Origin of the sequence: Bartonella sp. AP36NXGY (assembly GCF_042195865.1) — a bacterium.
Classification (GTDB): domain Bacteria; phylum Pseudomonadota; class Alphaproteobacteria; order Rhizobiales; family Rhizobiaceae; genus Bartonella.
The window spans coordinates 19,006-32,370 of sequence record NZ_JBHIPD010000006.1 but is presented as its reverse complement, the minus strand read 5'-3'; the positions used below and the strand labels follow the sequence as shown (position 1 = coordinate 32,370).

General features: G+C 34.9%; 9 protein-coding genes. 8 read left to right on the top strand and 1 reads right to left on the bottom strand.

Annotated features, from left to right (window positions below):
- Positions 1 to 86: 86 nt before the first annotated feature.
- From proS to ACFINX_RS03820, 8 genes are all read left to right on the top strand, one after another.
- Positions 87 to 1,412, top strand: coding sequence for a proline--tRNA ligase (gene proS, locus ACFINX_RS03855; protein ID WP_375628076.1), 1,326 nt, complete (start codon positions 87 to 89; stop codon positions 1,410 to 1,412).
- Between the two features lie 11 nt (positions 1,413 to 1,423).
- Positions 1,424 to 2,692: a lipoprotein-releasing ABC transporter permease subunit gene (locus tag ACFINX_RS03850; RefSeq protein ID WP_375668360.1), complete on the top strand. Its 1,269-nt coding sequence runs from the start codon at positions 1,424 to 1,426 to the stop codon at positions 2,690 to 2,692.
- The gene (locus ACFINX_RS03845; protein WP_273791269.1) at positions 2,692 to 3,372 is read left to right on the top strand and encodes an ABC transporter ATP-binding protein; all 681 of its coding nucleotides are present in this window, start codon (positions 2,692 to 2,694) and stop codon (positions 3,370 to 3,372) included. Before ACFINX_RS03850 ends, ACFINX_RS03845 begins: the two co-directional genes overlap by 1 nt.
- A 65-nt stretch (positions 3,373 to 3,437) precedes the next feature.
- The gene (locus tag ACFINX_RS03840; RefSeq protein ID WP_375611887.1) at positions 3,438 to 3,725 is read left to right on the top strand and encodes a succinate dehydrogenase assembly factor 2; all 288 of its coding nucleotides are present in this window, start codon (positions 3,438 to 3,440) and stop codon (positions 3,723 to 3,725) included.
- A 5-nt stretch (positions 3,726 to 3,730) separates the two neighbouring features.
- Positions 3,731 to 7,231, top strand: a complete 3,501-nt coding sequence (gene mfd, locus ACFINX_RS03835) for a transcription-repair coupling factor (protein WP_375668359.1) — start codon at positions 3,731 to 3,733, stop codon at positions 7,229 to 7,231.
- 231 nt (positions 7,232 to 7,462) lie between these two features.
- Entirely contained in the window at positions 7,463 to 7,900 is a 438-nt protein-coding gene (locus ACFINX_RS03830; protein WP_375650240.1) for a hypothetical protein, read from the top strand.
- Positions 7,897 to 8,301, top strand: a complete 405-nt coding sequence (locus ACFINX_RS03825) for a hypothetical protein (RefSeq protein ID WP_375650245.1) — start codon at positions 7,897 to 7,899, stop codon at positions 8,299 to 8,301. Before ACFINX_RS03830 ends, ACFINX_RS03825 begins: the two co-directional genes overlap by 4 nt.
- Before the next feature lie 1,537 nt (positions 8,302 to 9,838).
- Positions 9,839 to 10,450, top strand: coding sequence for an invasion associated locus B family protein (locus ACFINX_RS03820; protein WP_375628083.1), 612 nt, complete (start codon positions 9,839 to 9,841; stop codon positions 10,448 to 10,450).
- 88 nt (positions 10,451 to 10,538) lie between these two features.
- Here ACFINX_RS03820 and ACFINX_RS03815 read toward each other — a convergent pair whose 3' ends face one another.
- Positions 10,539 to 13,169 carry a ribonuclease E/G gene (locus ACFINX_RS03815; protein ID WP_375668358.1) on the bottom strand — a complete coding sequence of 877 codons (2,631 nt, stop codon included), beginning with the start codon at positions 13,167 to 13,169 and terminating at the stop codon, positions 10,539 to 10,541.
- Positions 13,170 to 13,365 lie beyond the last annotated feature (196 nt).

Genomic DNA, 13,365 nt, shown 5'->3' with positions numbered 1-13,365 from the left:
AAGTATTCAGAATGCGGCTATAGATGAATAGAGGGTGTGATAAATTGTTCCGATATGATAGATCTGATTAGGAGTTAATTATTTCAATGCGTCTTTCTCAATATTTCCTTCCACTTTTAAAAGAGAATCCTAAAGAAGCAGAAATTGTTTCTCATCGCTTCATGTTGCGCGCTGGAATGATTCGACAACAAACATCAGGGATTTATTCTTGGCTTCCTTTGGGAAAAAAAGTGCTTGATAAAGTTTGTAAAATTATTCGTGAAGAGCAAGAACGTGCGGGTGCAATAGAAATATTGATGCCTACAATTCAGTCTGCTGATCTTTGGCGTGAAAGCGGTCGTTATGATGATTATGGTTTGGAAATGCTCCGCATTAAAGATCGTCAAAAGCGTGATTTACTTTATGGTCCAACCAATGAAGAGATGGTAACAGATATTTTTCGCTCTTATGTTCGTTCTTATAAAGATCTTCCGCTTAATTTATACCATATTCAATGGAAATTTCGTGATGAAATTCGTCCACGTTTTGGTGTGATGCGAGCACGAGAATTTTTAATGAAAGATGCTTATTCTTTTGATCTTGATTATGAAGGCTCTGAAACATCTTATAATCGTATGTTTGTTGCTTATTTACGCACTTTTTCTCGCCTTGGCTTAAAAGCAATTCCTATGCGTGCAGATACAGGTCCAATAGGGGGGGAACTCAGTCATGAATTTATCATTTTGGCTGAAACAGGAGAGAGTGCTATCTTCTGTGATAAACAATTTCTTGAACTTACCGTTCCTGATAGTTCAATCGATTTTAGTGATAAAGCTGTTTTAGATGATATTGTTAAGCAATGGACATCTTTTTATGCAGCAACGGAAGAAATGCATAATGAAGAGGAGTGGGCTAAAGTTTCTGATCATAATCGTCTTTCAGCGCGTGGTATTGAAGTAGGGCATATTTTCCACTTTGGTACTAAATATTCTGCTCCAATGGGAGCAAAAGTTATGGGACAAGATGGAAAAGAGCATGTGGTCTCTATGGGATCTTATGGTATTGGGCCTTCGCGTCTTGTTGCGGCCGCTATTGAGGCTTCTCATGATGAAAATGGTATTATTTGGCCAAAGTTTATGGCACCGTTTGATTTTGGGATTATCAATATGAAGCCCGATGATGAAAAATGCACACAGGCATGTGAGTTTCTCTATCAGGGATTAAAGAAGGTTGGTTTTGATCCGTTATTAGATGATAGAAATGAACGCCCTGGATCAAAATTTGCAACAATGGATTTGATTGGTTTGCCAACGCAAATCATTGTTGGTCCTAACAGTATTGCACAAAATGAAGTTGAAATTAAAGATCGAAAAACAGGAATAAAAAAATCTCTAAAGGTTGAAGATGTGCTCAGCCAACTTTCTATAATTTAATAGGAAATATTATGAAGAGGCTGAAAAAAAAATGCTTTTCATCTTATGAGTGGATGATCGCTTTTCGTTATATGATTCCCAATAAAAAACATGTCGTTGCATCTGTTATTTCAATTATTTCTCTTATTGGGATTATGTTGGGCGTATTTGCTCTGGTTGTTGTTATGGCGGTGATGAATGGCTTTCGTACAGAACTTCTCAATCGTATTCTTGGTATGAATGGGCATCTTATTATTCAAACAGTTGATTCTGGTTTCTCTGATTATAAGACTCTTATTTCTTCTTTAGAAACTACAAATGGTGTGAAGTTTGCTTTACCTGTTATTGAAGGTCAAGCGCTTGTTCAAGGTGAAGTTCAAGGTGGCTCTGGCGCGTTAGTTCGTGGTATGCGCAAACAAGATCTAGAAAAGCTTAAAACAGTCTCTCAAAACATTAAATTAGGATCGATTTCTCGGTTTGATCAAGAAGAAGGTGTTGCAATTGGAAGTGGCTTAGCAGAAAAATTAGGACTGACAGTTGGAAGAGATATTCGTATTATTACTCCAGATGGTGATGAGACTCCTTTTGGCGTTACCCCACGTGTGAAAGCTTATAAAGTCGTTGCTATTTTTGAAGTTGGTATGTCTGAATATGATTCAATATTTATCTTTATGCCTCTCCATGAAGCACAAATGTTTTTTAATTTGGGAGATAAGGTTCAGTCTTTGGAATTATTTCTAAATGATCCTGATGCTGTTGATCAAATAAAACCTGTTGTAGAAAAAGCAGTTGAACAACAGGTCTATTTAATTGATTGGCGTACACGCAATCAGGCTTTTTTTTCAGCCTTACAGATTGAACGAAATGTTATGTTTTTCATTCTTTCTCTGATCGTTCTTGTTGCTGCTTTAAATATTATTTCAGGGCTGATTATGCTTGTAAAAGATAAAAGTCATGATATTGCAATTTTACGCACGATGGGGGCTCAACAGAGTGCGATTTTGCGTATATTTATCATTACAGGAATGATGATTGGTTTTATTGGAACTATATTGGGTTTAGTTTTAGGTGTTATCGCGACCGCGAATATTAATCATATCCAAGATTTTATATCTTGGTTATTTAATGTCGACGTTTTTAATCCTCAACTTTATTTTTTAACAAAATTGCCTGCACAAATTGAGTGGAAACAGACCATCTTGGTTGCTATGATGGCTTTATTCTTGTCGTTTCTTGCTGCTCTCATTCCGGCATGGCGTGCTGCTAAGCTAGATCCCGTACAAGCTTTGAGGTATGAATAATGACAGCTATTTTAGAGCTTGTAGAGATTGAAAGACACTTTTTCGAGAGTCATAAGCCACTCATTGTTTTAGATAAAGCGAATTTTATTCTTAATCGTGGAGAGCTTGTCGCACTTGTTGCACCATCTGGTGCTGGAAAATCAACACTTCTTCATATTGCTGGATTATTAGAAAAACCAACAGCTGGTGATGTGATGTTACGGGGTGTTTCTTGTGCAAAGCGCTCTGATAGTGAGCGAACAGCTATAAGACGAAATGATATTGGTTTTGTTTATCAATTTCATCATTTACTTCCAGAGTTTACGGCGTTAGAAAATGTCATGATACCCCAAATGATAGCAGGATTAAAAAAATCTATAGCAGAAGATCGTGCGCGCAAATTATTGACGTATCTGCGTGTTTCTCATCGTGCGAACCATCGTCCCTCAGAGTTATCGGGAGGAGAACAACAACGTGTTGCTATTGCACGTGCAGTAGCAAATGGCCCTTCGGTTCTTTTGGCTGATGAACCTACAGGAAATCTTGATCCAGTAACTTCAGCTTATGTCTTTCAAGCTTTATCTATCCTTGTTCGTCAGTCTGGTCTTTCTGCTCTTATTGCAACACATAATTACGCTTTGGCTAAGCAAATGCATCGTCGAATTACACTTAAAGAACAAAAGATTATAGAACTTCCTTAAAGCAAGGTAAAAATTTTATACGACTAATTGAATAGTTTATATTACTTTATTAAAGGAGATTTTTTATGACAGTTTTTGTCGTTGACAAAAATCAATTAGATGCTCGTCGTCGTCGATTGATTTTTCGTGCATGGCATCGCGGTATTCGTGAAATGGATCTCATTTTTGGACATTATGTCGATGCTCATATTACTGGGATGAATGATAAAACGCTCTCTGAGCTTGAGTATATTATGTCTTTTGATGATCGTGATTTACTCACATGGATTACTGGAGAAATTTTGCCCCCCTCTGAAGTTGATAGTCCACTTTTCCGTGATATTGCCAATTATCGTACTTGCTTAAGTTATTAATCCCGATGCCTATATTTAAAAAAATTGTTATTCCCAAAAATAATTCTGTTCGTATGATTTTAGATGGCGTTACTGATGGATTTGAAGCCTTTGCGCTTGCTAAATTAAGTTCAGAAATTGCACAAGGTAAACCGCTCATCTATGTTGTCCGTGACGGAACAAAAATTGCGCATTTACAACAAGTTTTAAATTTTATTGAACCCAATTTACCCGTACTTCAATTTCCTGCATGGGATTGTTTGCCTTATGATCGCGTATCACCAGGAATTGCTGTTATGGCACGTCGACTATCAACATTGGCACACATAGCAAATTTACGGAAAGATCCATATTCTGCAATTATATTAACAACAGCAAATGCAATTATGCAAAAGTTGCCTCCTCGTGAAATGATAGAAGCTCAGCTTATTCACGCACGTGTTGGCCAGCGCAATAACATGGGAAATCTTATTCAATTTCTAGAAACCAATGGTTTTGAACGCGTTACGGTTGTCCGTGATGTTGGTGAGTTTGCTGTAAGAGGAGGAATACTTGATATCTTTTCTCCGATGGATGTTGAACCTTTACGCCTTGATTTTTTTGGAGATACCCTAGAAAGTATCCGCGTATTTGATCCAGAAAGTCAAAGGACAACAGGCCAAAAAACTGAACTTTTATTACAGGCAATGAGTGAGGTTGTTCTTACACCAGAACGCATCAGTCGTTTTAAAAGCAATTATACCCGTACATTTGGTGTATCACAAAAAAATAACATGCTTTATGAAGCAATTTCTCAAGGTCGGCGTTTTGCCGGTATGGAACATTGGCTTCCATTTTTTTATGAAAACCTTGATAGCTTTTTTGATCATTGTGGCAACTTACCGATAGTTTTTGAGCATCTCATAGAAGAAGTCTTCATTGAGCGCTATCGTCTTATTGAAGACTATTATAATGCGCGCAAAGAGCGCGAAAGTGATGAAAAAAATTCTACTTCTTATCATCCAATAGATCCTAGTCTTTTTTATTTAACGCCAGAGCGTGTTTTGGAAGGTGCGCAACAATCTTCACAGCGTATTGATTTTTCTCCTTTTAATGTTCCACAAAGTTTGGAACAAACTATTATTCACGCACATGTTAAACAGGGATATGATTTTGTAAAAGAGCGTAATGCGCAGGAAAAAAATGTTTTTTCAAGTGTTATTGATCATATCGCATCTTTACGCGCTGCTGGTAAAAAAGTGCTTTTAGCGTGTTGGAGTGAAGGATCTCTCAATCGTTTGTTACAAGTTCTCGATGAGCATGGATTGAAAAAAATAGATGTTGCAAAATCTTTGCAAACTGTCAAAGCAACACCTCGGGATCGCATATTAGCAGCTGTTATCATGATAGAACATGGTTTTGTGGCTGAAGATTTGGCTATTATAGCAGAGCAAGATATCCTTGGCGATCGTTTTATAAGATCGCCAAAGCGGCGTAAGAATAATACAAATTTTATTTCTGAAATTTCTGCTTTAAATTCTGGTGATATTATTGTGCATATCGACCACGGTATTGGCCAATTTGTTGGTCTTAAAACCATCAGAACCACTGGAATTTTACGAGACTGCCTTGAAATTAGATATGCTGGAGGTGATTTACTCTTTTTACCTGTTGAAAATATTGAGCTTCTCTCACGTTATGGCTCAGAAGGAACAGAGGTAACTTTAGATAAATTAGGAGGTGTTGCTTGGCAGGCACGTAAAGCTCGGCTTAAAAAACATTTATTGGAAATGGCAGGGCAATTAATCCGTATAGCTGCAGAGCGTATGACTCGTGCTGCGCCTGCTTTACTTCCACCAATTGGACCATTTGATGAGTTTGTTGCTTGCTTTCCCTATGAAGAAACGGAAGATCAAATGAATGCAATTGATGCTGTTTTGGACGATCTAGCCTCAGGCAAGCCGATGGATCGCTTGATATGCGGTGATGTTGGTTTTGGAAAAACTGAAGTAGCCATTCGAAGTGCTTTTGTTGCAGCATTAAATGGATATCAGGTTGCTGTTGTTGTACCGACAACTTTGCTTTCACGTCAACATTACAAAACATTTATTTCGCGTTTTCAAGGATTACCGGTTAAAATTGGACATGCTTCGAGGCTTGTAAAAGCGAAAGAACTTGCACGAGTAAAAAAAGGTGTTTCAGATGGTACAATCGATATTGTCATTGGAACCCATGCATTATTAAGTGATGCAGTTAATTTTTTACGGTTAGGTCTTCTTATCATTGATGAGGAACAGCATTTTGGTGTCAAACACAAAGAGCGTTTAAAAGAGCTTAAAAGTGATATTCATGTTCTCACACTTTCAGCAACTCCCATACCACGCACTTTAGGGTTAGCTTTATCGGGTGTACGTGAACTTTCATTGATAACAACCCCCCCCATTGATAGAATGGCGGTTCGTACTTTTATTTCACCCTTTGATGCACTTGTTATACGAGAGACCCTGCTTCGAGAATATTATCGTGGTGGACAAAGTTTCTATGTTTGTCCTCGTATTTCTGATCTGGCTTTTGTAGAAGAATATCTCAAAACACATGTGCCAGAACTGAAATTCGTTGTGGCTCATGGACAAATGCCGGCTGGACAACTTGATGATATCATGAATGCATTTTATGATGGACAATATGATGTGCTGCTCTCAACAACCATTATTGAATCAGGTCTTGATATTCCAACAGCCAATACCCTAATTGTGCATCGTGCTGAGATGTTTGGTCTTTCTGCCCTTTATCAGTTACGTGGTAGGGTAGGACGTTCAAAACAACGTGCGTATGCTCTCTTTACATTTCCTGCTGGTAAAGTTTTAACAATTGCTGCTGATCGCCGTCTTAAAGTGTTACAATCTCTTGACACCTTAGGGGCCGGTTTTCAATTGGCAAGCCATGACATGGATATCCGCGGTTCAGGCAATTTTTTAGGTGAAGAGCAATCGGGGCATATCAAAGAAGTTGGATTTGAACTCTATCAAAAAATGCTTGAAGAAGCTGTTGCTGAATTAAAAGATGGAGAGCTAAATGAAGATAAGCAATGGTCACCTCAAATTTCCCTTGGTACAACAGTGATGATACCAGAAAGTTTCGTGCCTGACTTATCGTTACGTATGGGACTTTATCGTCGTTTAACAGAACTTGATGATTTAGAACAAATTGATGAATTTGCAGCGGAGTTAATTGATCGCTTTGGTCCTTTACCCCTTGAGGTTCAACACCTTCTTAAAGTCTTTTATATCAAAACATTGTGTCGAAAAGCACATGTAGAGAAATTAGATGTTGGACCAAAGGGGATTGTCATACAGTTTCGTAATAACTATTTCGCAAATAGTGTTGCTCTTGTTCAGTGGGTGGGAAAACAAGGTTCAATGGCAAAAATTCGACCAGATCAAAGTATTGCTCTTATTCGTGATTGGTCCTCAGCGGATGAAAGGCTTGTTGGAGCAGCGAATATTATGACACAGCTTGTCGAAATGGCAGAACAACATTCTGTTTAAAAAATTTCTTTATTGTTTCAGAACTGTTACTCATTTTTATAAAATCATTCTGAATAAAATTTAAGTTTATAATAAAGAACCCTTTATATATTTATTTAGTTTTTATTATATACGTATTGATATAATGAAGAAAATAGATTAGACGGTTTAACCGCATTAAATAGCACTTGCATATAATAAGCTAATAAGCTCCTGTAAATTTTTTAGAAAAAAAATTTAGGTAAAGATAGCATGCTTTCTTCATTACAAAAGTGTCTAACTATCGTTTTTTTGTTACTCACTTTAATATATGGCGTAAAAAACGCTTATGCTGAGTTATCTTCTGATGAACAATACCAACATTTAAAAAACAAAAGAAAGAATATTAAAGAGAGCATACAATTTATTGAAGAAAGTATATCTCATTTGGATATTTGGGAAAAAAATATTTCTAAAGCAGAATACTATGAGCGTTTACAGGAACGGAATAAGTTATATAAAAAACTGAAAACTCTGAAGGATGAATATTATAATCTTGGTTCGAAATTACAGGATCTAGCTGAAAAAAAACAAAAAATTATCTCTAGAATACATATAGCGAGAGAGTATGAAGTAGGGGAGTATGAAGAAAAGTTGATTAAAGCAAAAGATTATTTAAAAAAACTCAAACGTTTAATGAATGGGGAATGAATGAGAAAAGTGGAGGTGATGATGAGATAATGAAAAATTATCTCATATTTATTATTGCTTGCAATACGTTAGCGGATATATTGCAAAGTGATATAGGTGCTATTTTGCGCAAAGATTTTGATTGGAAAGATAAAGATTTTAGTTGGGCTAAAGGCGCAAATAATTCAATAAGTCCTAGTTTAGTCAGGGATATTAAAGAATTATTAACAGATGGCTCTTATAGTTATGAAAAACAAATATTTGACGATATAAAAAATAGTCTTACAGAAGATAATTGGTTTGTAAAAAGTGCACCTAAGCTTTGTAATACCATTAAAGAAGTACATAATATAATGCTTCCAAACAAGAAAAAGAATATTATAGATCGTATACGTTTTCATGTTGAAGAATTATTCAATTAAAAATTTACTCATATAAATACAGAGAAATTAAGATTATATACTAAATAATAGTTAAAATATATTTTAATTTTTTGTTTTTAATTATTATTTATAATAAAGTAATTTTATGCACATAAGATATTATCTATTGTTCTTATCATATAAGATTTAATATATATATTAAATAATAAAATCATATATCTTTTTTATGTTTTCTTTTTATGCATAATTTTTTGTGCTTGTAGTTTTTTATTTTTATCTGTTTAATTATTTTAATGACGATACATCTCATATCATAAATATTGTTTCATTAATACGATAAGAGAAATATTTTATAGCTCTAAATTGTGTTATATAGGGAAACAAAATGATACTTTGAATTCATTTTTTCTTAAAACTTAAATCATTAACGATTTATATCTTTGATATTATGAAAGATGAAAAGAATTTATCATTTTAGTAGATTCTTTTATTTAAGAAATAACTTAAAAGAAATTGATAAAAGCTATATTTTTTATTCACGTTATAAAACTGAGAGATGATATTTGTACAGAAGTGCAATAATAGATGTTTAATATATGAGCATAAATTTATTATGGCTTTAGGCACGTGAGATGATTCATAGGGAGGGTTTCCTTTGTTCAGTAGTTTATCTATAAAACTAACTCCGCTTGTGATGTACAAGTGGATAAATTTTATTGATTCAACATAAGAGAGGTTTGCGCTATTAGGATCTTTCATACAATATAGAAATAGAAAAAAGATAAATTATTATTATAAATTAATATGTTATTATATTTTAAGAAAGTTTTTTATAAATAAAATATTTTCAGCAGTTATAGATTTTCTCTCTAAGAAAATGTGTTGTTTAATTAAGAAAAAAGCACTTCTTTAGTAGCGTATTTTTAAACTAAACTGTTTAGTTAAACGCTATGGAATATAAAATTTTTATTACAAAAGCGTATCACTATTATTTTGTAAACAAGGGCAGAAAATTGTTCATTAGCAAAAAGCTCTCTTACAATTATGCAGAAATTTTAGACAATCAGTGGTTTTAATTCATTAAATGTTTCAATAATATCGTAGATGATTTTGTTTTTGTGTATCACACAAGGCACACAAGGAAAACAGTAAAATTTATCTGATATTTTAGAGCTTCATGCATTGCAACACCTGTTGCAAAGGTTCTATAAGCTTAACATGAAGAGTAATAAATGTAAAAATTTTAATTAGTAAGTTTTTTAGAGTAGTATCAGAGTTTATTTTAATTAATATTGCAATATTGATTCGTTTGTGTAATCTTAGTTTAAATGCACAGAGGTGTTTTATGGATAGATTGCATCAAATACCAATGTGTTGAAGAGGGGAAATGATATGAGTGTATAAAAATTAGAATGGCTCGTCGTATTTTTTCTCTAAATTTGACTTTTTTTTTTATATTGAAGTAAAAATAGTAAAATTAATTGTTATTTCATTATAATTTAATAAATTAAGTTGGAATTATATTTAATATTTTTTTGAAGTTACTTAAGAGCGCGTTGAAAGGATTAACTTAATCATGTCGCATAAAAATGTTTATTCTGCTGTTTCAGTATTAGTTGGAGCCGCTACCCTTTTTCTTATAGCTGGTATTTCTGCAAATGCGCAAACTTTATCACAAGGTTGGTACAAAGTTTGCAGTAAGCAGCATGATGTTGATATTTGTAATACAATGAATACTGTATTATCGAATACGGGACAACCTTTAACGGCTTTTAATCTTGTTGAAATAAAAGGGAAGCAAAATGAGAAACGTATAGGTATTCAAGTACCTACAGGTCGTTTTTTGCCAGAAGGTGTTCACATTAAAATTGGTGACGAGTTCTCTAAAAAAATTCCTTATATTATTTGTAATGGACCAAGTTGTATTGCTAATGATGTCTTAGATGATAAGCTTATAGCAGCTATGAAAAGTGGAACAAAAATGGTTGTAACCACAGTTAATTTTCGTGGTTCAGCTAATCCTATTGAATTTTCTCTTAATGGGTTTACAGCAGCCTATACCGGTCCTGGTATGGAGGAAAAAGATTTCCAACAAGAACAAATAAAGCTGCAGCAAGCTATTCAATCAAAGCAAAAAGAAATTGAAGAGCGTATGCGGGCTGAGCAAGAAAAAGCGAAACAAAAGTAATAAAACCACACCATAAAAGTTGGTCAAAACGTTTTCTATAATTGTTTATTTGAACCGCCACAGTTTTCTGTGGCGGTTTTTTTAATCCTTAATTTTTCGAAAGAATTCTGCGTTTCCACCAACCAATACGTTCAGTTTTGGAAGAATCATTAGGCGTTGATGAAATAACAACGGGTTGATTAATTGTTTCTTCAATTTGGGAAGGAGAGGTTTCGATAACTTTCTCCATCTCGATTACAGTTTTTTGCTCTAATATTTTTTGTATTTGCGTTGTCTCTTTAGAAGATGATTTTTTACGTGTTCCACGTGTTGATTTTTTACTCTTTTCAAGAGCTTTATCTTCTACCTCATGAATAGCTTTGTCTGCTTTTTTTGTTTTAGTTTTACGCACCGGACTGGTTGTAGGTTTTTTTTCAAGAGATTTTTGTTCTGCAATATTTTGATCATTCTCTAAAGAAAGTTGATTTTCTACTACTTTTGAAGAACGTGTTTTACGTTTTTTAGGTTTAATACTTGTATCATTTTTTTCAGATTCACTCTGTTGTTGTATATCTAGAGCTTGTGTATTATTTTTTGTTTCTTCAAGTTCAAAAGATTTAACAGGTGAAACACGACGTTTGCGATGCGCTGCTTTAATTTCTGCTAAAGCTTGCTTAGCAAAATCTCCTACTGGTTCTGCATAAGGAACGCGAATCTGATGAAAATTATTATCTTGATTGCGTCGACCACCACGACGTCCTCGACGACGTCCTCGACGATAAGAATCATCATTTAAGGTATCTTCTTTTTTATGAACGTTGGAGAGAGAATGATCAGTAATTTCACCGTGACGATTTTTGCGCCGACGCTTTTGGTTTGTTTCAATGGGAGAAGGATTTTCAATAGATTCACTTTTTATGAAAACAGAATCTTCAATTTCTTGCTTATTGTCATCTTCCAATGAAGATTGAGAAATTCTCTCTGCTATTGAGCCTTTAGAAATAACAAGATGTTGTGTTCCAATACTATCATCTGCTTCAATACTAATATTAAGTTTAAAGCGAGCTTCTAAATTAACAAGAATATTGCGTTTATGATTTAATACATAAAGCGCTGTTGCTACGGGGGTGCGCACGATAATATTATGTTGCGAATTATGAAGAAGATATTCTTCAATTGAGCGCATGACATGTAACGCAATTGATGATTCAGAACGTATATTTCCTGTTCCTGCGCAATGTGGGCAGGGCTGTGTCGTACTTTCTAAAACCGATATGCGAATACGTTGACGACTCATTTCTAAAAGGCCGAAGTGTGAAATATGACCTACTTGAATACGAGCACGATCGTTTTTTAAACAATCTTTTAATTTTTTTTCGACCAGCTTCACATTGCGTTCTTCAAGCATATCAATAAAATCAATCACAATTAAACCAGCAAGGTCACGCAAGCGTAATTGCCGCGCTACTTCTTCAGCAGCTTCAAGGTTAGTTTGTAAGGCTGTCTTTTCGACAGAGAATTCTTTCGTAGAGCGGCCAGAATTTACGTCAATAGCAACAAGTGCTTCTGTTTGATTAATAACAAGATAACCACCAGATTTTAAAGAAACCTGTGGTTGCAACATTTTATCAAGTTGAATTTCAATATTATTTCTTGCAAAAATGGGCGTAGGGTCACGGTAAGGTTGCACAACTTTTGCATGACTTGGCATGAGCATACGCATAAAGTCTTTCGCTTCACGATATCCTTGGTCTCCAGAGACAAGAATTTCACTAATGTTCTTATTATAAAGATCTCGTATAGAACGCTTGATGAGATTGCTTTCTTCATGGACAAGGCATGGCGCCGTTGACTCGAGTGTCAAAGTGCGAATAGTATCCCATAACCGCATAAGATATTCATAATCACGTTTAATTTCAGCTTTTGTTCTATTGGCACCAGCGGTTCGTAAGATAACGCCCATACCTTTTGGAACGGCTAATTCTTTTACGATTTCTTTAAGACGCTTACGGTCTTGTACGTTCGTAATTTTTCGTGAAATACCACCACCACGTGCTGTGTTGGGCATTAGAACAGAGTAACGACCAGCTAGAGATAGATATGTTGTAAGGGCAGCACCTTTATTACCACGCTCTTCTTTGATAACTTGTACCAACAAAATTTGACGTCGTTTAATGACTTCTTGAATTTTATACTGGCGCCCTTGTTTTCTTTGATAAATCGGGAGCTCTTCACGGATGTCCTCAGCACCGACCATTTCAATCTCATCATAAGAGATATTGGCATTTAATGCTTCTTCTGTATTATCAATTATTATCGCTTCAGATGTGATATCATTTTCAATATCGGCTGCTATAATATTGTTTTTTTCACTTTTTTTTGTTCTTCTGGAGCGTTTTTTATTTTTAGTTGCTTCTTCCGTAAAGGTATCTACAGAATTTTCTCCTACAGCTTCTTTTTCTTCTTCTTCAAGAAGAGCAAGGCGATCAGCAATAGGAATTTGATAATAATCAGGATGAATTTCAGAAAATGTTAAAAAACCATGTCGGTTTCCACCATATTCAACAAAAGCCGCTTGGAGAGACGGTTCTACACGCGTAATACGTGCGAGATAAATATTCCCCTTGAGCTGTTTTCTATGTTCTGATTCAAAATCAAGTTCTTCAATTTTGTTGCCGTGAACAACAACAACACGTGTTTCCTCCGGATGGGAGGCATCTATAAGCATTTTGTTTGACATAAGTTAATATCCTGAAGGCGACATGCACAATTTTATTCAAACGAATGCCATAACTATTCGTAAACATAAAAGGCTGTCTGCCATAAAAGGGAGGTACCAGAAAAACAGGACGAAACACCACGTGCAAAGGCATGACTGCATTTACACCATTTCTCATCATTATTTCCATCTGTTTTTTATGACTCATATTTTCTTA